Genomic DNA, 23,362 nt, shown 5'->3' with positions numbered 1-23,362 from the left:
GGCCGCTCCATGAATCTGTTCTCTCTTGCGAAAGATCAGAATTCCTTGACGATACCAACGCGGGTCAGAGCTGCGTCCGACTTGCTGATCGTGCTGATGAAACCAGCAGCGGTACCATCGTACTTGGCGCCGGAGATCGTGCCTTGGTTGCGCTCGAAATCGGTCTTGCTGCGAGCGACATACACGAAGGTGTTCTTCGTCAGGAAGTACGAAGCGCCTGCCATCCAGGCCTTACCGCTGTTGCGGTTAGCACCCAGGTCGTTCAGGTGCGAAATCGCCAGACCCAGTTCCAGCTTGCTGTTCAGGTTGTAAGCAGCAACGAAGTTGGTGTTCTTTTCCTGGAAGGCGCCGCCTTCAACCGAGTTGTAACCACGGTAGGTATTGAACGAAGCAGCCAGCTTGAGGCCGGTCAGCGGCTTCACATTCACGAAGGTGTGCGTGAAGATCATGCCATTGCGGGTGGCAGCGGCAGTAGTCGTGCTTTGGCGTTGGTTGTAATCCGAACCCAGGCTGAACATTTCACCAATCTTCAGTTCCAGACCGGCAGCGCGGACGTCACCAGCGCTGACGCTGGAAACGTTGTTGAGGCCAGAGGTGCGGCCATCACCAATCGCGTAGGATGTGTGGAACAGCGCGGTCACCGGGCCAACCGTGATCGGGTTGGTAAACAGCGTGGTGTTGCGGCTGGTCAGCGAGGATTCACGCAGTTGCGAGACGCCGAACTTGACGATTTCCAGATCCTTCGGAGCGATCATGTAGGGCTTTTCGGTCACGCCGAAGTAGTACTGACCACCCAGATTGCCCACACCCCAGTATGCATTGAGGATCGGCGAGCGCAGGATCAGCAGGCGCTTGTCGGAGGTCGTCAGACCGGTCTTGCCTTGCTCGTAACCACCCGAGAAACGCAGGTCCATATTGACTTCAGCGGACATGCCCGAACCCAGATCTTCCTTGGCAACGAAGGTGACGCGGGAAGAGGTCGCCGAACCGTCGGTCATCGTTTCGTTGGTGCCGCCACCTTGTGCGCCGCCATTGACGTCAGCATTGACCGTCTTTGCGAATTGGTAACCCACGTCAACCTTACCGCCGATGGTGACGGAAGTTTGTGCGAAAGCGGCGCCAGACAGCAGGCCGGCAACGGCCACGGCGATGAGTTTCTTCTGCATTGAATTTCTCCTCATGATTGAAGACCGGGAGGTGCGTTGTGCTGCCTGCCCGCCTTACCTCTCTACTAATTCGAGAAGTTGTGTCGCATTCTTGCAAAGCGGACAAGCTTCCAGCAAGACCGAACTACCTTTTGTCGCCGGAAGAAAGACTCTTTGTTGCATTCACGCAACAGCCGTCAGACTTGTGCATCACAGCAATTTTCATAATGAAATTGCAATAAAAACAAAAGGCCGCTTGCGCGGCCTTTTAGATGCTGAAAAGCGGGCTAAATACTTAATCAGGCGGGCAAATCTGCCAGATACAGCGCCGGCTCGCCTTCAAAGTCAGACGTAAACAACACGCGCTTGTCGTCCGGCGTGAAAGACGGATGCGGATGGGTGACCTGGCGATCTTCGCGGTACACCTTCCAGGATGTGCGGTGTTCGCAGATCTTGGTGGTCGTCTTGTTCTTCAGATCGAAGAGGTACAGGAAGGGATCGTTCTCGTGGGTGTGCGAGGCGGTATCTGCAACATCCGGCGGCGTATCGCAGCCGTCGCCCACTGCCAGGCTGCCGTCGTAATTGCTGTAGAGATGCGAGCACGCCGGCATGGTGAGAATGGCTTCATTCTCGAGGGTGACCGGATCAGCCACGCAGATCCAGCGATCCGTGCTGCCCTTCTTGTAGGAGACGTACATCATCTTCGAACCGTCCGGCACGAAGAACTCGTGCGTGCAGCTCTCGCCCGGCTCGTGGTCCTTGACCTTGCGTACGTTCTGGCCATCTTCATCGACAAACCACATGCGTGCATCAACGAGGTCATGCGGACCTTCGTGGCAGAACGCAACGGTGTGATCATCGAAGGGACGATACAGCGGGTGACCCATCCACTTGGCTTGTTCAAAGATGACCTTGCTGGTACCCGTGGCGATGTCGATCACGACGAGACGGCAGCGCGGCTTGTTGTGGTACTGAACTGCGAACTCTTCCCAGGTCTTGAGCGGCAGCAGGTCGCCTTCGACCACTTCGATGCCGACCAGCTTGGTACAGGCCGAGTTGGACACCCAGGTGCCGTAGCCCTTGTAGCCTTGCGGCACGGTGTAGAGAACTTGCTCTTCGAGCGAGTCGAGTGCGACGCGACGCAGCTCGCGACCGCCCTTGACGTAATAGAGGTACTTGTCGTCCGGCGAGAGGAAGTTGCCGAACGTGTTATCGACCTTGCCCTTGCCGTCGGTGAGCTGACGCGCCGTTTGCGTGTTCAGGTCCAGCAGGTAGGCGTTCCAGCTGTCGTTGTCGAACAGGCCGCCAAAGAGCAGCTTGCTGCCATCGTTGGTGAAGCACTTCTGATAGAAATAATTGCGGTGACACGTGACGTCAGTCGGCGTCAGGCGCGTGACGCGGGCACCCGTGGAGGGGTCCTTGAAGTCTTCAAACTTGAGCTGAACAATATCGCCCTTGGCCATGAAAGCATCTCCTGAGTGTTCTTGCTGTATGTTGTCTGTCATCCGCCTTGGCGGGCCCAGACAAGGTTATCGGCAGCGGTCGGAAAGGCTTTAATTGTACGCCATGACGACACGCTGCATGGCGCGCCAACGCAAGGCAGACGCCGGAGTTTTGTGTTATGCGGTGCTCAGCACGGCCTGCGCCATCGCATCGATGACCACTTGCGACTCGCCCAGCGCAGCACGCAACTCGATCTGCACGGCAGGATAGCGCGCAGCAATCTCTTCGAGCATGCGTGGCAGATCACGACGCACATGACCGCCTTGCGCCAGGAACACCGGCACCACGATCAACTCACGCGCACCCGCAGCCACGGCCGCATCGGCAGCGGCAGCGAGGTCCGGCGCCATGAACTCCAGAAAGGCTGTCAGCACCCAGTCTTGTGGGCTGGCCGTACGCACCGCGAGCGCCAGGCGCTCAAGCGGACGCGCCCATTCCGGATCGCGGGCGCCGTGGGCAAACAAGATGATGGCACGACTCATACACGCTCCACGCTTTGGTTGATTTGGCTGAGTGCGGCCAGTACGCGCGCAGCAGCGAACAAGCCCGCCGTTGCAGTAACGCAGACATCCGAACCATAGCCCGCACACGACAAGCCCTGGGGACCGGCGCCCGCTTCGCTGCTACAGACATCGGGCTGCTGCACCGGCTCGGTGGAATACACGGCCTCGATGCCGAACTTGCGCCGCACATCGCGCGGAAAGGCGTAGTCCTTGCGCAGGCGCGAGCGCACCTTGGCGAGCAGCGGGTCTTGCTCGGTGCGCGACAAATCATCGACGCACAGACGCGTCGGATCCTTCTTGCCGCCTGCGCTGCCACACATCACCAGATACTGGTTCTGCGCCTTGCAGTACGCAGCCATCGCTGCTTTGACGCGCACATTGTCGATGGCATCGACCACCGCGTGATGGCCGGCAAGCAGCGCATAGAGATTGTCTTCGCTCACAAAGTCTTCGACGCAGTGCACTGCGCAGCCTGGATTGATGGCCAGCACGCGCTCGCGCATCGCATCGACCTTGGCACGGCCCCAGGCATCACCCAGGGCATGCAGCTGGCGGTTGGTATTGGACTCGGCAATCATGTCCAGATCGATCAGGGTCAGCTGCCCGACCGCATTGCGCGCCAGCGCTTCGACGACCCAGGAGCCGACCCCGCCCACCCCGACCACGCACACCCGTGCATGCTGGAATGCCTGCAAGGCGGCATCGCCATGCAGACGGGCAACGCCGCCGAAGCGGCGGGCAAAATCCATCGCCTGCGGATCAGTCATGGCTGGGGTTTGCGCAGACGCGCGAGGGTCTTGCGGAATTTGTCGAGCTTGGGCGCCACCACATAGGCGCAGTAGGACTGCATCGGATGCTGCGCATAGTAATGCTGGTGATAGGCCTCAGCCGGGTAGAAGTGCGGCGCGGCGACCAGCTCGGTAACGATCGGCGCAGCAAATACACGACCAACCGTCAGCTCGTCGATGACGCCCTGCGCTGTATCGCGCTGCGCCTCGTCGAGCCAGAAAATGGCCGAGCGGTACTGCGTGCCGACATCGTTGCCCTGCCGATTGAGCTGGGTCGGATCGTGAATGGCGAAAAAGACTTCGAGCAGCTCGCGATAGCTGACCACATCCGGGTCGAAGCTCAGGCGTACGGCCTCGGCATGCCCGGTGCGGCCGGTGCAGATCGCCTCGTAATCCGGGTCGGGCAGCTCGCCGCCGATGTAGCCGGAGACGACTGCGCTGACGCCGCGCACCTCTTCATAGACAGCTTCGAGACACCAGAAGCAGCCCCCTGCCAGAATCGCGATTGCCGGATTTGCCATGCGTGATTCGCCCCGAAATGAAGACAGTGAAACTCAGAGCGCTTCGCGGTGATAGGCCACGACGCGCTCGACCTCGTTGCGCGAACCGAGGATGACCGGCACGCGCTGGTGCAGACCCGTCGGCTGCAGATCGAGCACACGCTCGCGCCCGGTGGATGCCACACCGCCGGCCTGTTCGACCAGGAAGGACATCGGATTGGCTTCGTAGAGCAGGCGCAGATGGCCGCCATTCTTGCGGTTACGCTCATCGAGCGGATACAGGAAGATGCCGCCGCGGGTCATGATGCGGTGCACGTCGGCGACCATCGAGGCCACCCAGCGCATATTGAAGTCCTGCCCACGCGGCCCTTCAGTGCCCGCTTGCAGCTCGCTGATGTAGCGCGCAACCGGCGCTTCCCACAGCCGGGCACGCGAGGCATTGATCGAGAACTCGCGCGTATCCGGCGGAATCTGCATGTCCGGCTGGGTCAGCACCCAGGCGCCGAATTCGCGATCCAGCGTGAAGCCATGCGTGCCGGTCCCGACAGTGAGCACCAGCATGGTCGACGGACCATACACCGCGTAGCCAGCCGCCACTTGCGTGCGGCCCGGCTGCAGGAAGGCCTCGGCGGTCGGATCAACCACGCCTTCCGGACAGCGCAGCACCGAGAAAATGGTGCCGACCGAGATATTGACGTCGATATTCGAAGAGCCATCGAGCGGATCGAACACCAGCAGATATTCACCCTTGGGGTAGCGATTGGGAATCAGCGAGGGGCCTTCGAGCTCCTCGGAAGCCATCGCCGCCAGGTGGCCGCCCCATTCGTTGGCGTGCAGCAGCAGTTCATTGGCGATCACGTCGAGCTTCTTCTGCACCTCGCCCTGCACGTTTTCAGTTTCCGCGCTGCCCAGCACGCCGGCGACCGCGCCCTTGCCCACGTGCACACTGATGGTCTTGACCGCGCGCGCCACCACTTCGATGAGCAGGCGCAGATCGGCGGGAATATGGTTTTCGTTGCGCTGCTGTTCAATCAGGAACTGGGTAAGGGTGACTCGACTCATAGCGGATGTCTTTGATCAATTGTTGCTGAGCATCAATTATCCCTGCTTTTTTGCTGCGCAGGTGCGCCCTGCCCCTTATTCCGTATTTGTCAGATGCCGCGCTTTGCAGGAAACTTGCACCATGCGGGCACAGAAATATCCACGCCCGCGCTTGAGGTAGCCTCCCCATGCATATCGCGATCATCGGTGCCGGCATCACCGGCATCACCTCGGCCTGGTATCTGCGCCGCGCAGGTCATCGTGTCACAGTCATCGAACGCCGGGCCGAAGCCGCACTGGAAACCAGCTTTGCCAACGGCGGCCAGGTGTCAATCAGCCACCCCGAACCCTGGGCCAACCCCGGCGCCCCGCTGACCATCCTGCGCTGGCTGGGCCGTCGTGATGCCCCCCTGCTGTTCCGCCTGCCCGCCGAAGCAGCACGCTGGCGCTGGGGCCTGGAGTTCCTTGCCGAGTGCCTGCCCGCGCCGACGCGGCGCAACACCCAGGCCATCGGCAATCTGGCCGCCTACAGCGGCAAGATGCTGCAAGCGCTGCGCAGCGAGACGCAGATCGAGTACACCCAGCTGCAACGCGGCATCCTGCATCTTTATTTCACCCCTGGCGAGCTCTCGCATGGCCAGTCGCAGCACCGCATCCTGCAAGGGCTGGGCATCGGCTCACGCATGCTGACGCCCGAGCAATGCCTGGCTTACGAACCTTCGCTGAGCCATATCGGCAGCCGCCTGAGCGGCGCCATGCTGGGCGACGACGACGAAAGCGGCGATGCCCATTTGTTCAGCGTGCGCTTGGCCGCCCTGGCCCAAGCCGAGGGCGTCGAGTTCCGCTACAACACCACGGTCGATGCCCTGCAGCACGACGCCAAGGGCATCACCCGGTTGCAGCTGCATGACGAGCGCGGCGCGGCGGAAGCTTTCGTTGCCGATGCTTACGTCATCTGCGCAGGCAGCTACAGCCAAGCGCTGGTGAAGACGACCGGCGAGCGCCTGCCGATTTACCCGGTCAAAGGCTATTCGGCCACCGTACCGGTGCGCGATAGCGCCCGTGCGCCAACCGCCAGCATCACGGACGAATCGCGGCGCATCGTCATCTCGCGCCTGGGAGATCAGCTGCGCATTGCCGGCACGGCTGAACTCAATGGCTTCAATCTGGAGCTCGATCCGGTGCGCTGCGCAGCGCTGACGCAATGGGTCGAAGACGTCTTTCCCGGCGCAGCCGATACGCGGCAGCCGGAATTCTGGGCGGGCTTGCGTCCTGCGACACCGAGCAATGTGCCGATCATCGGTCGCGCGCGGCTGCCGAACCTGTTCTACAACACCGGACACGGCACCCTGGGCTGGACGCTCTCCTGTGGCTCGGCCAAGCTGCTCAGCGATCTGATCGACAAGCGCACGCCGGCCATCGACTTCCCGCTGTGGCGGGGCCGCAGCTGAGCGGCCCATGGCGCTGTCCGCCGAGTACCAGGAATATCTGCGCGAACTCTTCGCGCCGCTGGGCGCCATCCGCATCAAGCGCATGTTCGGCGGCGCCGGCATCTACCTCGACGAAGTCATGTTCGCGCTGCTTGCGCAGGACACGCTCTATCTCAAGGTTGATGCAGAGAACCGCGCCGCCTTCGATGCGGCCGGGCTGGAGGCATTCAGCTACACGGCACGCGGCAAACTGGTCAAGCTGAGCTATTGCCGGGCGCCCGATGAAGCACTCGACTCACCCGCCCTGATGCAGCCCTGGGCGCGTTCCGCGCTCGGCGCTGCGCTACGTAATGCACGCCACCAGGCACGCCCCCAGAAATGACAAACGGGCATTGCTGCCCGTTTGTGACTGCGTTACACCACGCGCTGCTTACCAGCCGCCACCGAGTGCGCGGAACAGGTCCACGCTGGCATTGAGCCGGTTGGCCTGCGCATCGATACGGTCGCTATCAACCGCATAGAGGCTGCGCTGCGCGTCCAGCACGTCGAGATATTGCGAGACGCCCGCGTCATAGCGTCGCTGCGCAATACGCAAGGACTCGCTCAAGGCCTTGCTGCGCTGCTGCTGCAGGACCAGGGTGTCGCTGGCGGCGCGCATGGTACCCAGCGCGTCATACACTTCCTTGAACGCGGTCTGCACGGTCTTGACGTAATTGGCTTCGGACTGCACGCCACGCGCCTTGGCTGCATCAACCTGGGCATCAATATCACGGAGACCGAAGATTGGCTGCGTCAGCGCCGCACCCACCGCCCAGATCAGCGCCGGACCGGAGAACAGGTCGGAGAGCTTGGCGCTCTCCTGACCGACATTGCCGGTCAGCACCAGTTGCGGGTAATAGCGGGCACGCGCTTCACTCACCTTGGCCTGCGCCGTAGCAAGATCAGCCTCGGCCTGACGGATGTCGGGGCGACGCGTCAGCAGATCAGAACTCAACCCCGCCGGCACCGCCGGTGCGTCCGGCAGGCTGCTGGCCTGGCTACGCTTGACCGGCGCTTCGATGATGGCACGCGGCGAAGCACCGGCCAGCACCTGCAAGGCGCGCTCGCTCTGCGCTTGTGCCGCGATCAGATTCGGCAGATTGGCCGCCACCGCATCACGCTCGCTCTGCGCCTGCTGCAGTTGCAGCGAGTTGGCGGTACCGCCGTCCAGCCGCTTCTGCGTCAGCGCCAGCGCTTCCTCGCGGGTGCGCAAGGTCTGCTGGGTCAGCGCCAGCTTGCGATCAGTGGCCAACAAGCTGAAATAAGCGCGCGCCACCTGCGCTGCCAGCGAGGAACGCAAGGCGTTGAGCGCTTCGCGATTGGAGATCAGCTGACCGAGCGCGGCCGAATTGTTGGCGCGCACGCGGCCCCACAGATCAACCTCGTAGGACAGATTGACGCCTGTCGAAAAGGTATTGCTCAGATAGGTGCCAACCGGGCGCGCCACCGCGCCCTTCTCGGAAGCCTGGCTGCGGTTGGCGGAGATCGACAAGTCCGCCGTCGGCGTGAGATTGCTGCGCGCTGACGAGAGCAGTGCGGCCGCTTCATCAACACGCGCCACGGCAGCCTTGATGTCGGCGTTGTACTGCAGCGACTGCTCGATCAGCGCGTTCAGCGCCGGGTCCTGATAGCGCTGCCACCACTGGTTCAGATCCTCGCTCTTGGCCGTGGTGACGGTCGGCAGCTCCAGTGCCGGCTTGCTGGCCTCGGGCGGCAGGGTGCTGCAGGCCGCGAGGGTCAGCAGCGCCAGGCTGGCCAGTTTGAATCGGGCCTTGTTGTAATCAAGCATCATTGTTCTCCACTTCGAGGTCACGCGCAGTGCTCTGCCCTGCTTGTTTTTTGTCGCCGCTCAGGTCATTGATCAGGCGATAGAACAGGGGCACGAAGAAGATGGCCAGGAAGGTCGCCGCCATCATGCCGAACATCACCCCGGTACCCACCGACTGGCGCGCACCTGCGCCGGCGCCGGAGGAGAAGGCCAGCGGCACCACACCGAGGATGAAGGCCAGCGAGGTCATCACGATCGGGCGGAAGCGCAGACGTGCCGCTTCCATCGCCGCGTCAATCGACGACATGCCTTCATGCCGCTTGAGTACCGCGAACTCGACAATCAGGATCGCGTTCTTCGCCGCCAGACCGATCAGCGTGACCAGACCGATCTGGAAATACACGTCATTGGCCAGTGGTGGAATCGGGAAGGGCAGGAAGCTGTACACGAAGTTGCGCAACCACACCCCAGCCAGCGCACCGAAGATGCCGAAGGGCACCGCCAGCAGCACCGACAGCGGCAACGACCACTTCTCGTACTGCGCCGAGAGGATCAGGAACACCATGATCACGGCCATGCCCAGCGCCATGCCCGATGCACCCGAAGCACGCTTCTCCTGATACGAGGCACCACTCCAGTCGAGCGAGAAATCCGGCGGCAGCACTTCGGCCGCAATCTTCTCGATGGCTGCAATCGCCTGCCCCGAGCTGATGCCCGGCACGCCCGAGCCAAGCATCTTGACGGCCGGCAGGTTGTTGAAGCGGTCCAGCGTGTCCGGGCCCGAGCTGTACTTGACCGTGGTGAAGGCCGACAGCGGAATCATGCTGCCACTGCTGGACTTCACATAGATGCGACCGATGTCGTCGGGCTTCATGCGGTACTGCGTGTCCGCCGACATGATCACCTGCCAGGTACGGCCATACTTGTTGAAGTCATTCACGTAGTAGGAGCCGAGGGTTGCCGACAAGGTGTTGAACGCATCGCTGAGCGACACACCCAGGGCCACGGCACGCTCACGATCGACATCGATGTAGAGCTGCGGTGTCTGCGCGCGCCACAAGGTCTGCACATAGGCCAGGGTTTTGTCCTGTGCCGCGCGCGCCATGAAGGCTTGCGTGACTTCGGCCATGCGCTTGGGACCACCTTCGCCACGGTTCTGGATGTAGAACTCGAAGCCACCGGCCTGCCCCAGACCAAAGATCGCCGGCGGATTGAAGGCCAGCACCACGGCATCGCGCAAGCCAGCAGTTTTGGCATAAACCTCGCCGACCAGCGCCTGGGTCGGCAGCTTGCGTTCCTCCCAAGGCTTCTGGATCACGAAAATGGTCGCGGCCGAGTTCTTGTAACTGCCACCCAGGAAGTCGAAACCGGTAAAGGCCATCACGTCCTGATTGGCGTCGTTGGACTTGATGATCTCGGTGACTTGCTGCACGACCTTGTCGGTGCGCTGCAGAGAGGCGCCGTCCGGCAGGAACACCGAGGAGATGAACCAGCCCTGATCCTCATCCGGCACCAGCGAACCAGGCGTAGCAACCCACAGCTTGGCGGTCAGGCCGATCATGCACAGGAACAGCACGACCCCCAGCACGGCACGCCGCGCCAGGCCACCGACCACGCGGGTGTAGCGACGCGTGAGACGATCAAAGAAATTGTTGAAGGCCTGGAAGAAGCGATTGTCGGCCTTGTGCTCGCTGCGCAGGATCAGCACGCACAGCGCCGGCGTGAGGGTCAGCGCGACCAGACCGGAGATGCTCACCGCAATGGCGATGGTCACCGCAAACTGGCGGAACAATTCACCGGTCAGCCCGCCGAGGAAGGCGATCGGCACGAACACCGAGACCAGCACCAGCACAATCGCGATGACCGGACCGGTCACCTCGTGCATGGCCTTGATCGCCGCCTTGCGCGCATCCAGATGCTCTTCGTGCATGATGCGCTCGACGTTTTCGAGCACCACGATGGCATCATCAACGACGATACCGATGGCCAGCACCATGCCGAACAGGGTCAGGGTATTGATCGAGTAGCCGAGCATGATCATCCCGGCGAAGGTGCCCAACAGCGACACCGGCACCGCGAGGATAGGGATCAGCGTGGCGCGCCAGTTCTGCAGGAACAGGAAGACCACCAGGAAGACCAGCACCATGGCTTCGCAGAGGGTCTTGACCACTTCGTGGATCGACACCTTGACGAAGCGTGTGGTGTCATACGCCACCTTGTGGGTCAGGCCCTCGGGGAACTTGGCCGACAACTCCTTCATGGTCTTGTTCACGTCTTCGGCCACACCCAGCGCATTGGCACCGGGCTGCAGGAAGATACCGACCAGGGTCGAGGGTTTGCCATTGACGCGACCAATGAAGTCATAGTCCTTGGCGCCCAGCTCGACGCGCGCCACGTCCTTCAGGCGCACCTTGCTGCCATTGCCCTGCGAGCGGACGATGATGTCCTCAAAAGACTTGGCATCCGGCAGGCGGCCTTGCGCGGTGATCGTGTAGACCAGTTCCTGGCCATCGCCAGCCGGCGTCTGGCCGATCTTGCCCGGCGCGAACTGCGCGTTCTGTGAATTCAGCGCGGCCGTCAGCTCGGCCACCGTGATGCCCAGCTGCGCCATGCGATCAGGCTTGATCCAGATGCGCATTGCATAGTCTTTGGCGCCAAAGATCTGCACATTGGTGGTGCCCGGAATGCGCTTGAGGCGGTCCAGCACATTCAGCGTGACGTAGTTGCTGGTGTAGAAGTCGTCAAAGCGCTCGTCCGGTGAGTAGAAGGCGATCACCTGCAGGAAGCTCGACGAGCCCTTCTCGACCACCACACCCTGACGCCGCACCTCTTCAGGCAGGCGCGATTCGACCTGCTTGACGCGGTTATTGACGTTGAGCGCAGCCTGGTCGATATCGGTACCGATCTCGAAGGTCACGGTGATGGTCACCGCGCCATTGGAGGCCGAAGTCGAGGACAGGTACATCATGTGCTCGACACCATTGATCTGGTTTTCGAGCGGAGCTGCCACCGTCTGCTCCAGCACCTCGGCCGAAGCGCCCGGATAAACCGTGGTCACCTGCACCACGGGCGGAGCAATTTCAGGGTACTGCGCAATCGGCAGCACGCGGATCGCGGCCAGACCTGCCAGCGCGATGAAGATCGAGATGACCGCCGCGAAGATCGGGCGATCTATGAAGAAGCGTGAAAACATGTGGCCTCCTCAGTGTGCGGCTGCAGGTGCGGATTGCGCAGCCGCCGAAGCTTCCGGCGACACCGGCGCGACCGGCACGCCCGGCGGCATGCGGGTGAGCTTGGTCAGGTTGTCGATGATCACCTGATCACCGGCCACCAGACCCTTCTTCACCACCCAGACACGCGCCAGCGGGCCCTTGCCGAGCACCGACCATTCACCCACTTCGATCGGGCGCGGCGCAAAGCTGGTCGGCGCGCCATCCTTGCCGGGCACCACCACCATCACCATCTTGCCTTGCGGGCCTTCGAGCACGGCGCCTTGCGGCACCACCAGCGCTGCCGGACGCACTGCACCTTGCAAGGCGACACGCACGAACTGGCCGGCCTTGAGCTTGTTGTCGGCATTCGGCACTTCGGCACGCATCTCGACCGTACCGGTCTGGTTGCTGACGCGGCTATCTGCGAAGTTCAGGCGGCCACCCTGGGCCAGCACCTTGCCGTCAATGCCGCGGATCTCGACCGAGTAAGCGCCGCCCTTGGGCAGCTCCAGCTGATTGGCCGCCACATCGGCATTGATCGCGTTCTGTTCGTTCTCCGAAGGACCGAAGCTCACATACAGCGGATTGAGCTGCACCAGAGTGGTCAGCAGGCTGTCGGTGGTCGTCACCAGGCTGCCCTCGGACTTGAGGCCACGACCGGACCAACCGGAGACCGGCGCCGTGACCTTGGTGTAACCGAGGTCCAGCTGCACTTGCTGCAGACGCGCCTTGGAAGACTTTAGCGTCGCAACGGCAATCTGCTCATTGGAGACGGCGTTGTCGTAGTCCTGCTGGCTCACCGCCTTGTCGGCGATCAGCGGCTTCAGACGCGCCGCTTCGCGGCTGGCCTGGGCCAGGCGAGCCTCGGAAGTGGCCACATCGGCCTCCGCCGCAGCAACCTGGGCCTGCAGCGGCTTGGGATCGAGTTCAAACAGGGTCTGACCGGCCTTGACGAAAGCGCCCTCGGTGTACAGGCGCTTTTCAAGAATGCCGCCGACGCGGGCGCGCACTTCCACCTCGCGCGAACCGACGGTCTGGCCGGTGTATTCAAAGCTGACCGGCACGCGCTGCGGCTGCACGGTGACCGCGCCAACCTGCAGCGGCGGCATGTTGCCCATGCCAGCTCCTGGCGCCTGCGGAGCTTTCGAGCAAGCGGCCAGGCTGGCAATCACGGTTATACAGAGCAAGGCCGGTTTCATTTGACGAGCAATCATTGCAGGCTTCTCCAGTCGAGGCGATATGCGGTGAGATCAAGACATCTTGCAGCATTTTGATTAGCGGCAAATGACGTGCAGGAGTGCACGGTCATCTGACAACAATTGTGCTGCTTTGTAACATTTAACATACATTCTTGTATGTATGTCAAGCCGCGCCTATAATCCACACTGCCCGTACGGATTCAAGACCCTGCCGGCAGGAGACACAACATGGCCCGTAAAACCAAAGAAGAAGCCCTCGCTACACGTAATCAGCTACTCGATGCTGCTCAGCACGTGTTCAGCGAATGTGGCGTATCGAATACCTCGCTGCAGGAGATTGCCTGCGCGGCAGGCGTGACACGTGGGGCGGTGTATTGGCACTTCGAGAACAAGACCGACTTGCTGGCCGCGCTCTGGGACCGCGTCTGCCTGCCTATCGACGCGGCCATGGACGAGCTCGACCAGCGCTATGCCGAAGACCCGCTGGCACGCCTGGAGCACAAGATGCTGGACGTCATGCAACGCGTGGTCAATGAGAAGCAAACGCGTGACCTGATGGAAATCCTGCTCCTCAAATGCGAGTACGTGCCGGCAACCGAGGCCACGCGCCTGCACTTCGTCACCCAGCGCGAGAGCTGTCTGGACCAGACCGAGCAGGACTTCCGCGCAGCCGTTGCCTGCGGGCAATTACCGGCCAGCACCGATACGCGCATGGCCGCGCTGGGCCTGTTCGCGATCTTCGATGGCTGCTGTTTCCACTGGCTGATGGCCCCCGAACGATTCGATCTGATGGCGCTCGCCGACAACCTGGTCAAGGCCTACCTGCAAGGTTTGAGCAAACTCAGCTGATCAGCATTTGTGATCAGGACGCAGCATGCGCGCCGTGCGAGAATGCTGACGCCATGCACGCACAACTCGAACACATCCACCACTGCTTTCCCGGCGGCCGCCACAAGGCGCTCACCTTCAGCTACGACGACGGCAAGATCGAAGACCGTCGCCTCGTCGAGCTGTTCAACCGCCATGGGCTGAAAGCCAGCTTCAACCTCAACGGCGCCAAGTTCGGCCGCGATCACCGCATCGACGCGCATGAACTGGCCGATCTGTATGCCGGTCATGAAGTGGCCGCGCATTCGCTGACCCATCCGACCCTGACGCGCTGCCCGCCCGAGTTGCTGGTACAGCAGCTGTTTGATGACCGCCGCCGCCTTGAAGACCTGCTGGGCCGCGCCGTGCGCGGCTTCGCCTACCCCAATGGCAAGCACGATCAGCGCCTGCACGCCCTGCTGCCGGCTCTGGGCTTTGCCTATGCGCGTACCACGGGGGCGACGCGCAGCTTCGAGCTGCCGCAACAATTATTTGAATGGCAACCGAGCTGTCACCACAACGAGGGTTTGCTGGAGCTGGGTCAGGAATTCCTCGCCCGCGACAAATCCCAGTATCTGGATCTGTTCTATGTGTGGGGCCACAGCTTCGACTTCGAACGCGACGGCAACTGGTCGCTGATCGAGCGCTTCGCGCAGCAAGCCAGCGGCCACGCGGAGATCTGGTACGCCAGCAATATCGAGATCGTCGATTACCTGGCCTGCCTGCAACGCCTGCAATTTACCGCCGACTGCCGCCACGTGCACAATCCTTCGGCGCAAGCGCTGTGGCTGCGCGTCGACACCTTGCAGGCGGGCGAGCGCCGCAGCGCGATGTTTGAAGTCGCGGGCGGCGCTACGCTGAGCCTGTTTTAGTCTTCGAGCAGGCTACGCAGCATCCACGCGGTTTTCTCGTGCAGCTGGATGCGCTGGGTGAGCAGATCGGCGGTGGCTTCGTCGCCGGCCTTCTCCGCCGCCGGGAAAATCGAACGTGCAGTGCGCACAACGGCTTCCTGGCCGGCCACCAGCTGCTTGATCATCTCGACCGCCTTGGGCGTACCCTCGGCATCCTTGATCGACGAGAGCTTGGCGAAATCGCTGTAAGAACCCGGCGCGTAATGCCCCAGCGAGCGAATGCGCTCGGCGATCAGATCCACCGCCAGCGACAGCTCGGTGTACTGCGTCATGAACATCACATGCAGGGTGTTGAACATCGGCCCGGTCACGTTCCAGTGGAAGTTGTGGGTCTTGAGGTAGAGCGTGTAGGTGTCGGCCAGCAGATGCGACAAACCCTCTGCAATCTTGGCGCGGTCGGTTTTCTTGATGCCGATATCGATGTCCATCTGGTACTCCCCTTCGTAAAAAATCTGATCAGTAAGCGAATGCTAGCGCGCCCTTCGACCTAGCGGAACGCCGCTCAGGCTATAAAAACGATAGCTATTGAAGGGCTAGTCGGTGTTGGGCATCACGCAGCGCTCGGCGCCATAGCAGTGCAAAACACCTTGTCTGCGCACAGCCACGATACAAGGCCCACGCCTTGCCTCAGCTGCGCAGGCTCAAGCCCTTGTTAAAACAGCACTTGTTGACACGCCGCGAACAAGTCACTGCGGCATGTAAATTGCTTGAAACCCTCCATCAACTCTGCACCGGGGCAACGGCGTCTCCGCAGAGTCTGGCAAAGCTTGCCAATCGTCCACCTGCACGCCGTTCGCGCCTCTCTGAGGCAGCCGCAACGGCTGCCACGAATGAGAGACCATGGCTGACACACCCCACACCCCCACAACGCCCCGCCTGGAGACGCGCTCCACCTGCTGCTATTGCGGCGTTGGCTGCGGCGTCATCATCGAGCACGACGGCAAGCAGATCAGCGGCGTGCGCGGCGACCCCGAGCACCCCGCCAACTTCGGCCGCCTGTGCAGCAAGGGTTCGACCCTGCATCTGACGATGACAGAAGATTCACTGGCCGTCCGTGCGCTATACCCCGAACTGCGCAAGCAGCGCGAGCAGCCCCGCCAGCGCTGCGACTGGCATACCGCGCTCGATCACGCCGCCGAACGCTTCGCCAGCGTGATCCGCGAGCACGGGCCGGACGCCGTCGCCTTCTATATCTCCGGCCAGCTACTGACCGAGGATTACTACGTCTTCAACAAACTGGCCAAGGGCCTGATCGGCACCAACAATGTCGATACCAATTCACGCCTGTGCATGAGCAGTGCGGTGGCTGGCTACAAGCTGAGCCTCGGTGCCGACGCGCCACCCGCCTGCTACGAGGACATCCAGCACGCCGACACCCTGTTCATCGCAGGCAGCAATACCGCTTTCGCCCACCCCATTCTGTATCGCCGTATCGAGGATGCGCGGGCCGCCAAGCCGGCGATGAAGCTGATCGTCGTCGACCCGCGCCGCACCGATACCGCCGCCGAAGCCGACCTGCATCTGGCGATCCTGCCCGGCACCGACATCGCGCTCTACAACGCCATGCTGCACGTGATGCTGTGGGAAGACTGGATCCGCCCCGACTACATCGCGGCCCACACCGAGGGCTTCGAGGCCTTGCGCAAAACCGTGCGTGAATACACGCCGGCGATGGCCGCCGGCATCTGCGGGATCGACAAGAAGGACATCGAAAAGGCCGCCGAGTGGTTCGCCCACGCCGGCGATGCCAGCAAAGCCACACTGTCAATGTATTGTATGGGCACCAATCAATCGAGCCACGGCACCCACAACAACGCCGCAATCATCAACATGCATCTGGCCACCGCGCAGATCGGCAAGCCCGGCGCCGGACCTTTCTCGCTGACCGGCCAGCCGAACGCCATGGGCGGGCGCGAAGTCGGCGGCCTCGCCAACCTGCTCTCCGGCCACCGCGATCTGGCCAAGCCCGAGCATCGCGCCGAAGTGGCGCAGCTCTGGGGCATTCCCGAAGTGCCCGAGAAGCCCGGCCTCTCCGCCGTCGAACTATTCGACGCGATGGCGGCAGGCCAGGTCAAGGCGGTGTGGATCAGCTGTACCAACCCCGCACAGTCGATGCCCGACCAGAACCTGATCCGCCAGGCGCTCAGCCAATGTGACTTTGTCGTCGTGCAGGAGGCTTACCGCACAACCGAGACCGCGCGCTACGCCGACCTGCTGTTGCCGGCAACCAGCTGGGGCGAGAAGACCGGCACCGTGACCAATTCCGAACGCCGCATCAGCCGCGTCATCCAGGCCGTACCCGCGCCCGGCGAAGCACGCCATGACTGGGATGCGGCGCTGGACTTTGCGCGCCGCCTGGGCAACAAGCTCGCCAATCCGCACACCGCCAAGCTATTCCCCTACAGCACCGAGCAGGAGATCTGGAACGAGCATCGTGAATCCACGCGCGGCCGCGATCTGGACATCACCGGCCTCAGCTACGCCATGCTCGAACAGCAAGGCCCGCAACAATGGCCCTTCCCCTCCGGCGCCCACACCGGCAAAGCGCGACTCTATGAGGATGGCCGCTTCCCGACCGATTCCGGCAAGGCGAGGTTCGTCGTTACCGAGCACCGCGAGACGGCCGAAAAGGCCGACTCGAAATATCCGATCCGCATGACCACAGGGCGGCTGCGCGACCAGTGGCACGGCATGAGCCGCACCGGCACAGTGGCCCGTCTCTACGCCCACGAAGCCGAGCCGCTGATCCACATGAACGCTGCCGACATGGCGCGGCGCGGTCTCAAGAATGGCGACACGGTGCGCGTCAAGAGCCGCCGTGGCGAAGTCATCCTCAAGCTGCGTGAGAGCGAGAGCGTGCGCGCCGGTCAGGCCTTCATGCCGATGCACTGGGGCAGCAATGCGATGAGCGGCCTGGGCAGTAATGCGCTGACCATCAAGACCTTCGATCCTTTTTCCAAACAGCCCGAACTCAAGCACGCAGCGGTACAGATCGAGAAATACCAGGCGGCAACGGGCCTGGTCGCCATGCGCCGTGTCGGCAGCAACGCCAATGCCTTGCAGGTGATGGAAGCACTCCGCCCGCAGATCCAAAACATGGCGCAAGCCACCCTCACCCTCGCCGGCCGCGACACTCCCGTGGTGGTGCTCAAGGCGCAGACCGCAGCACTCGGCGCTGAGGCCATGGCGGCGCTCGACGCCAGCTTCGACCTCGCTGACGATACGCACTGTCTCAGTTACAAGGACGCACGCCGCAATATTTCCAAGCGCGCCCGCGTCGACCAGAACACGCTGACCGCCGTACGCCTCACAGGCGAGACGCGCGGCGCCGAGTGGCTGCAAGACATGATGGAGAACAATGGCAGCGCCAGCGAAGCGCGCAAATGGCTGCTCGCCCCACTGGCCGAACCACCTGTGGGTCAGGCACCGCGCGGCAGGATCGTCTGCAACTGCTTCAACGTGTCGGAGGGCGAGATCAGCGCGCGCGTGGCGGCGGGCGACTCGCTGCAAGCGCTACAGGCGCGTCTGAAGTGCGGCACCAATTGTGGTTCCTGCATCCCCGAGCTCAAGCGCCTCACCTCCAGCACTCAGGCATAACGCGCGCGCAGTAACTCGCAGAAGGCCTGCGCCGGCGGCGACAAGGTGGTATTGCGGCGCAGGATGAGCACGATGGTGCGCTGCACCTGCGGCCCCACCAGGGGAATGCTCAACACGCCCGGACGTGCGCCGGCCTGCAGCGTCGAAGCGGGCAGGATGGCGGTGCCGACGCCTGCCGCGACGAGGCCGATGGCGGTAGCCAGATGCTGCACCTCGTAGGCGCCGCGCAGGCTGATGCCTTGTTTGGCGAGCTGGTAATCGAGAAAGACGCGATTGACGCTCAGGCTGCTGATCATGATCAGCTCGGCCTCGCGCATGTCCGCCCAGGTCACCGAGCCTTGCGCACTGAGCGGATGCTCCTGGCGGCAGAAGAACATATAGGGCTCTTCCAGCAAGGAGATTTCCAGGATTTCGGGGTGCGCATCCATCGGGATGCCGACGCCCAGCTCAGCCTGCCCGCTCAACACCGCCTTGCGTACATCGAATGCATTGGTGTCGAGGATGCGGATGCGATTGCCCGGATACGCCGCCGAGTAATCGCTGATCACCGCCGGCAGCGCGTGCGAGGCCATGGTCGGCACGCAGGCGACACAAAAATCGCCCCGCCCGCTGCGCGACAGATCCTTCAGATTGCCGATGGCCTCGCTCATCTCGACGACAAAACCCTTGGCCCGCGGCAGGAATTCGCGCCCCACAGCAGTCAGTGCAACGCTGCGCGTGGTGCGGTCAAGCAGCTTGACGCCGAGGTAATCCTCCAGCTTCTGGATGCGCCGGGTCAGCGCCGTTTGGGTCAGATGCAGCTGCTCGGCGGCCTTGCCAAAGCCGCCCAGCTCGGCAATCGCCACAAAAGCCTGGATGCCATCGAAGTCAATTTTCATGCTTGCACGCCGTAACAGACGAAAGATCCATTTTATGCACAAAACGCAATAATTTGATCATTTAATGCATTTGAGTGATAAGAGACTAGGGCCTAGCATGCAAGGCATAAGGCTCGTTCAGGGCCAACCAACGGAGACAAGCACCATGAAGATCCACCATGCACTGCTCGCTGCAGCCTGCTTCCTGTGCAGCAGCCTCAGCCTCGCCCAGAACCCCATCATCATCAAGTTCTCGCACGTCGCCGCCCCTGACACGCCCAAGGGTCAGGCCGCGGACTATTTCAAGAAACTCGTCGAAGAACGCAGCAAAGGCCGCGTGAAGATCGAGATCTACCCGAACAGCATTCTCTACAAGGACGGCGAAGAACTCGAAGCGCTGCAGGTGGGCTCGGTGCAGATGCTGGCGCCGGTGATCAGCAAGTTCGGCCCGATCGGCATCAAGGAATTCGAGGCCTTCGACCTGCCCTATCTGTTTGCCGACGAGGACGCCGTGCACCGCGTCACGCGCGGCCCGCTCGGCGCATCGCTGCTCAAGAAGCTCGAAACCAAGGGCTTTGTCGGCCTGACCTTCTGGGATTCGGGTTTCCGTGTGCTGAGCTCCAACAAGCCCTTCAAGACGCCCGAGCAGATCAAGGGTCAGAAGATCCGCATCAACTCCTCCAAGGTGACGGCAGCGATCATCAAATCAGTCGGCGCCCTGCCGCAGACGATGTCGCTTGCCGAGGTCTATCAGGCGCTGCAAACCGGCGTGGTCGATGGCACCGATGGCCCCATCGCCAATCTCTACACGCAAAAGCACTACGAGGTGCAGAAGTACATCACCGTCACCAACCACACCTACAGCGGCTCGGCGGTGGTGGTGAACAAGAGCTTCTGGAACCAGCTGCCGGCCGATGTGCGCGGCCTGATCGAGACCGCCATGAAAGATGCAACGGTCTACAACGACCAGGTTGCCGAGAAGGACACCGATCAGGCACTCGCTGCGATCAAGGCCTCGGGCAAGAGCCAGGTCTACGTGCCGACAGCCGCCGAGCGCGCGCAATGGGTCAAAGCCATGGAATCGGTGCGGGAAGAAATGACCCCGCGTGTCGGCAAGGAAACGGTCGACGCCATCCTCAAAGCGGCTGCGGACCCCGCCGCTAAGTAAAGCCCCGCCTGCTGCCGGGCCACGCGCCTGGCAGCGCTGCTTTCCCCACCGGAGCTACACATGAAATTCCTGGATGAATTCGAGGAATGGTTCATCACGTCCCTGATGGCCGGCGCCACCATCGTGATCTTCCTCGCCGTCATACATCGTTACCTGTCCGCACTGCCCATTCCGGGCCTGCAGAACTGGCTGGTCTCGCTCGATGTGAGCTGGGCGCAGGAGCTGTGCATCATCATGTTCGTCTGGATGGCGAAGTTTGGCGCGGCCTATGGCGTGCGCACCGGCATCCATGTCGGCGTCGATGTGCTGATCAATCGGCTTGAGGCAAAGAATCGCGCCCGCTTCGTACTCTTCGGCCTGCTGGCCGGTGCCAGCTTCACCGGCATCGTCGCCGCGCTGGGCGCCGAATTCGTCTGGAATGCCGGCGCCCACCACGCTGCCCTGCAGGCTTTCGGCATGCCGCTGGGTGACATCCCCGAGGGCGGCACGACACCCGATCTGGAATGGCCCAAGTGGATCGTCTACAGCGCGGTGCCGCTGGGCTCCAGCCTGATGTGTTTCCGCTTCCTGCAAGTGGCGCTCAACTTCGTGCGCAGCGGTGAATTGCCCCACCACGACCACAGTCATGTCGACGGCCTCGACGATGACGCCGCAAGCGGAGCCAAAGCATGAATACAGCCGTCATCTTCGGAGTTCTGCTGGTGCTGATGATCACCGGCATGCCGATCTCCATCTCGCTCGGCCTGACCGTGCTGACCTTCCTCTACACCATGACCCAGGTGCCCATCGAATCGGTCGCGATGAAGCTGTTCACCGGCATCGAGAAGTTCGAGATCATGGCCATCCCCTTCTTCCTGCTGGCCGGCAATTTCCTCACCAGCGGCGGCGTGGCGCGACGCATGATCCGCTTCGCCGTCACCATGGTCGGCCACTGGCCGGGCGGTCTGGGCCTGGCCGGCGTGATGGCCTGCGCGATGTTCGCCGCCATCTCCGGCTCGTCCCCCGCCTGTGTGGTGGCGGTGGGCTCGATCCTGCTGCCGGCAATGATCAAGCAAGGCTATCCGCCGCGCTTCGGTGCCGGCGTGATCACCACTTCTGGCGCGCTGGGCATCCTGATCCCGCCCTCGATCTGCATGGTGATGTTTGCCGTCGCCACCAATACCTCGATCGGTGCGCTGTTCATGGCTGGCGTGATTCCCGGCCTGGCGCTGGCGCTGACTCTCGGCGGCGTGACCTGGTGGCGTGCCAAGAAGAACGGCTACCCGCGCTCGCCCAAGGCTTCGTGGGCCGAACGCCTGCACGCCTTCCGCGAATCCTTCTGGGGCTTGTTCCTCATCGTCGTGGTGATGGGCGGCATCTACACCGGCGTGTTCACGCCGACCGAGGCGGCCGCGATGAGCGCCATCTATGCATTCATCGTGGCGGTGTTCGTCTACAAGGACATGGGCGTCAAGGACGTGCGCCGCGTGCTGCTGAGCTCGGCCAATATGTCGGCGATGCTGCTCTACATCATCACCAATGCGGTGATGTTCAGCTTCATCCTCACCAATGAGCAGATTCCGCAAGCGCTCTCCAACTGGCTGCTCGCTAACGGCTTCGGTGTGATCGCCTTCCTGATGGCGGTGAACATCGTCCTGCTGCTCGCCGGCAACTTCATGGAGCCGGCCTCCATCGTGCTGATCTTCGCGCCTATCCTCTTCCCGGTGGCAGTGAAGCTGGGCATCAACCCGGTGCACTTCGGCATCATCATGGTGGTGAACATGGAAGTCGGCATGTGTCACCCGCCGGTCGGCCTCAACCTCTACGTCGCATCCGGCATCACCAAAATGGGCATCACCGAACTGACCGTGGCCGTCTGGCCCTGGTTGCTGTCGATGCTCGCCTTCCTCGTCCTCGTCACCTACTGGCCCGGCTTGTCGATCTGGCTGCCGCGCACCATGGGCCTGATGTGATGTGCATAACGGACACCGCACTGGAGCACTGACATGAATCTCACCGAATGGATCGGCCGCAGCGAAGAAGTGGCCGACATCGCCACCGCCACGCCCTATGCCGCGCTGTCGGCAACGCTTGATCGCGAAGCCACGCGTCCGATACCCGGCACGCCGCTGCCCGCGCTGTGGCACTGGCTGTACTTCCTGCCCATGCATCGGCAAAGCGAGATCGGCGCCGATGGCCATGCCAAGCGTGGCGGCTTCCTGCCACCCGTGCCGCTGCCACGCCGCATGTGGGCCGGCAGCCAGTTCGAATTCCACCAGCCGCTGCGCATCGGCGACGCGCTGACGCGCACCTCGACCATCCATGATGTCAGCGAGAAAAGCGGCCGCACCGGCCCGCTGGTCTTCGTCAAGGTGCGTCATGAGCTGCGTCGCAGCGGTGAGTCAGAGATTGCGCTGACCGAGTACCACGACATCGTCTATCGCGAAGCGCCCAAGCCGGACGACACGCCCTCGCCGCCCAAAGCCGCGCCGACGACAGCACGCTGGGAAAAGAAATGGGTGCCCGACGATGTGCTGCTGTTCCGCTACTCGGCGCTGACCTTCAACGGCCACCGCATCCACTACGACCGCCGCTATGTGACCGAGGTCGAGGGCTATCCGGGCCTCATCGTGCACGGCCCGCTGATCGCCACCTTGCTGCTCGACCTGCTGCGCCACCAGCTGCCCGATGCGGAACTGGCGCGCTTCGAATTCCGTGCCGTGCGCCCGATCTTCGACATCAACCACTTCTTCGTCTGCGGCGAACCACAAGCCGACGGCAAGACCATCCACCTGTGGGCCAGGGATCACGAAGGCTGGCTGACCATGGATGCCACCGCCGTGCTGCGCTGAAGC

At 62.5% G+C, this 23,362-nt stretch carries 20 protein-coding genes; 9 read left to right on the top strand and 11 right to left on the bottom strand.

Features of this window, described 5'->3' with window-relative positions; translation table 11 throughout:
* Nucleotides 1-35: 35 nt before the first annotated feature.
* The 6 genes from ABDB84_RS15585 to ABDB84_RS15560 all read right to left on the bottom strand — a co-directional run bounded on the left by ABDB84_RS15585 (nucleotide 36) and on the right by ABDB84_RS15560 (nucleotide 5,501).
* Nucleotides 36-1,166: a porin gene (locus tag ABDB84_RS15585; RefSeq protein ID WP_345920678.1), complete on the bottom strand. Its 1,131-nt coding sequence runs from the start codon at nucleotides 1,164-1,166 to the stop codon at nucleotides 36-38.
* Between the two features lie 278 nt (nucleotides 1,167-1,444).
* The gene (locus tag ABDB84_RS15580) at nucleotides 1,445-2,608 is read right to left on the bottom strand and encodes an oligogalacturonate lyase family protein (protein WP_345920677.1); all 1,164 of its coding nucleotides are present in this window, start codon (nucleotides 2,606-2,608) and stop codon (nucleotides 1,445-1,447) included.
* A 156-nt stretch (nucleotides 2,609-2,764) separates the two neighbouring features.
* The gene (locus ABDB84_RS15575; RefSeq protein WP_345920676.1) at nucleotides 2,765-3,130 is read right to left on the bottom strand and encodes a sirohydrochlorin chelatase; all 366 of its coding nucleotides are present in this window, start codon (nucleotides 3,128-3,130) and stop codon (nucleotides 2,765-2,767) included.
* Nucleotides 3,127-3,918 carry a tRNA threonylcarbamoyladenosine dehydratase gene (locus ABDB84_RS15570; protein ID WP_345920675.1) on the bottom strand — a complete coding sequence of 264 codons (792 nt, stop codon included), beginning with the start codon at nucleotides 3,916-3,918 and terminating at the stop codon, nucleotides 3,127-3,129. Before ABDB84_RS15570 ends, ABDB84_RS15575 begins: the two co-directional genes overlap by 4 nt.
* Nucleotides 3,915-4,460 carry a peptide-methionine (S)-S-oxide reductase MsrA gene (gene msrA / locus ABDB84_RS15565; protein ID WP_345920674.1) on the bottom strand — a complete coding sequence of 182 codons (546 nt, stop codon included), beginning with the start codon at nucleotides 4,458-4,460 and terminating at the stop codon, nucleotides 3,915-3,917. The genes ABDB84_RS15570 and msrA overlap by 4 nt, the downstream gene beginning before the upstream one ends.
* A 33-nt stretch (nucleotides 4,461-4,493) precedes the next feature.
* The gene (locus ABDB84_RS15560) at nucleotides 4,494-5,501 is read right to left on the bottom strand and encodes a class 1 fructose-bisphosphatase (RefSeq protein WP_345920673.1); all 1,008 of its coding nucleotides are present in this window, start codon (nucleotides 5,499-5,501) and stop codon (nucleotides 4,494-4,496) included.
* Between the two features lie 167 nt (nucleotides 5,502-5,668).
* On the opposite strand from ABDB84_RS15560, the gene ABDB84_RS15555 reads away from it, so the two are divergent.
* Nucleotides 5,669-6,931, top strand: coding sequence for a D-amino acid dehydrogenase (locus ABDB84_RS15555; protein ID WP_345920672.1), 1,263 nt, complete (start codon nucleotides 5,669-5,671; stop codon nucleotides 6,929-6,931).
* A gap of 7 nt (nucleotides 6,932-6,938) precedes the next feature.
* Complete coding sequence (locus ABDB84_RS15550; protein WP_345920671.1) at nucleotides 6,939-7,292, top strand: TfoX/Sxy family protein; 354 nt, start codon at nucleotides 6,939-6,941, stop codon at nucleotides 7,290-7,292.
* Between the two features lie 48 nt (nucleotides 7,293-7,340).
* Here ABDB84_RS15550 and ABDB84_RS15545 read toward each other — a convergent pair whose 3' ends face one another.
* From ABDB84_RS15545 to ABDB84_RS15535, 3 genes are read right to left on the bottom strand one after another with little or no spacing between them, the layout of a single operon-like run.
* Nucleotides 7,341-8,741, bottom strand: a complete 1,401-nt coding sequence (locus ABDB84_RS15545; RefSeq protein WP_345920670.1) for an efflux transporter outer membrane subunit — start codon at nucleotides 8,739-8,741, stop codon at nucleotides 7,341-7,343.
* The gene (locus ABDB84_RS15540) at nucleotides 8,731-11,910 is read right to left on the bottom strand and encodes an efflux RND transporter permease subunit (protein ID WP_345920669.1); all 3,180 of its coding nucleotides are present in this window, start codon (nucleotides 11,908-11,910) and stop codon (nucleotides 8,731-8,733) included. Before ABDB84_RS15540 ends, ABDB84_RS15545 begins: the two co-directional genes overlap by 11 nt.
* A 9-nt stretch (nucleotides 11,911-11,919) precedes the next feature.
* Nucleotides 11,920-13,047 carry an efflux RND transporter periplasmic adaptor subunit gene (locus ABDB84_RS15535; RefSeq protein WP_345920668.1) on the bottom strand — a complete coding sequence of 376 codons (1,128 nt, stop codon included), beginning with the start codon at nucleotides 13,045-13,047 and terminating at the stop codon, nucleotides 11,920-11,922.
* Between the two features lie 309 nt (nucleotides 13,048-13,356).
* Between ABDB84_RS15535 and ABDB84_RS15530 the strand changes: the two genes are divergently transcribed.
* Nucleotides 13,357-13,977 carry a TetR family transcriptional regulator gene (locus ABDB84_RS15530; protein WP_345920667.1) on the top strand — a complete coding sequence of 207 codons (621 nt, stop codon included), beginning with the start codon at nucleotides 13,357-13,359 and terminating at the stop codon, nucleotides 13,975-13,977.
* A gap of 53 nt (nucleotides 13,978-14,030) precedes the next feature.
* The gene (locus tag ABDB84_RS15525; RefSeq protein ID WP_345920666.1) at nucleotides 14,031-14,867 is read left to right on the top strand and encodes a polysaccharide deacetylase family protein; all 837 of its coding nucleotides are present in this window, start codon (nucleotides 14,031-14,033) and stop codon (nucleotides 14,865-14,867) included.
* Here the strand turns inward: ABDB84_RS15525 and ABDB84_RS15520 are convergent.
* A complete protein-coding gene (locus ABDB84_RS15520) occupies nucleotides 14,864-15,334 on the bottom strand; it encodes a Dps family protein (protein WP_345920665.1) in 471 nt (156 codons plus the stop codon). The genes ABDB84_RS15525 and ABDB84_RS15520 overlap by 4 nt on opposite strands.
* Before the next feature lie 412 nt (nucleotides 15,335-15,746).
* Here ABDB84_RS15520 and ABDB84_RS15515 point away from each other — a divergent pair, with 412 nt between their 5' ends.
* Complete coding sequence (locus tag ABDB84_RS15515; RefSeq protein ID WP_345920664.1) at nucleotides 15,747-18,503, top strand: nitrate reductase; 2,757 nt, start codon at nucleotides 15,747-15,749, stop codon at nucleotides 18,501-18,503.
* Here the strand turns inward: ABDB84_RS15515 and ABDB84_RS15510 are convergent.
* Nucleotides 18,494-19,381: a LysR family transcriptional regulator gene (locus tag ABDB84_RS15510; RefSeq protein ID WP_345920663.1), complete on the bottom strand. Its 888-nt coding sequence runs from the start codon at nucleotides 19,379-19,381 to the stop codon at nucleotides 18,494-18,496. The genes ABDB84_RS15515 and ABDB84_RS15510 overlap by 10 nt on opposite strands.
* Before the next feature lie 145 nt (nucleotides 19,382-19,526).
* Here ABDB84_RS15510 and ABDB84_RS15505 point away from each other — a divergent pair, with 145 nt between their 5' ends.
* From ABDB84_RS15505 to ABDB84_RS15490, 4 genes are read left to right on the top strand one after another with little or no spacing between them, the layout of a single operon-like run.
* Nucleotides 19,527-20,528 carry a DctP family TRAP transporter solute-binding subunit gene (locus ABDB84_RS15505; RefSeq protein WP_345920662.1) on the top strand — a complete coding sequence of 334 codons (1,002 nt, stop codon included), beginning with the start codon at nucleotides 19,527-19,529 and terminating at the stop codon, nucleotides 20,526-20,528.
* Between the two features lie 60 nt (nucleotides 20,529-20,588).
* Nucleotides 20,589-21,200 carry a TRAP transporter small permease gene (locus ABDB84_RS15500; protein WP_345920661.1) on the top strand — a complete coding sequence of 204 codons (612 nt, stop codon included), beginning with the start codon at nucleotides 20,589-20,591 and terminating at the stop codon, nucleotides 21,198-21,200.
* Complete coding sequence (locus tag ABDB84_RS15495) at nucleotides 21,197-22,480, top strand: TRAP transporter large permease (RefSeq protein WP_345920660.1); 1,284 nt, start codon at nucleotides 21,197-21,199, stop codon at nucleotides 22,478-22,480. Before ABDB84_RS15500 ends, ABDB84_RS15495 begins: the two co-directional genes overlap by 4 nt.
* A 33-nt stretch (nucleotides 22,481-22,513) precedes the next feature.
* The gene (locus ABDB84_RS15490; protein ID WP_345920659.1) at nucleotides 22,514-23,359 is read left to right on the top strand and encodes an HTD2 family dehydratase; all 846 of its coding nucleotides are present in this window, start codon (nucleotides 22,514-22,516) and stop codon (nucleotides 23,357-23,359) included.
* Nucleotides 23,360-23,362 lie beyond the last annotated feature (3 nt).

Source organism: Uliginosibacterium sediminicola, assembly GCF_039631295.1.
Lineage (GTDB): Bacteria > Pseudomonadota > Gammaproteobacteria > Burkholderiales > Rhodocyclaceae > Viridibacterium > Viridibacterium sediminicola.
Note: the sequence above shows the minus strand (reverse complement) of the source record. Positions and strands in the feature narration are given on the sequence as shown.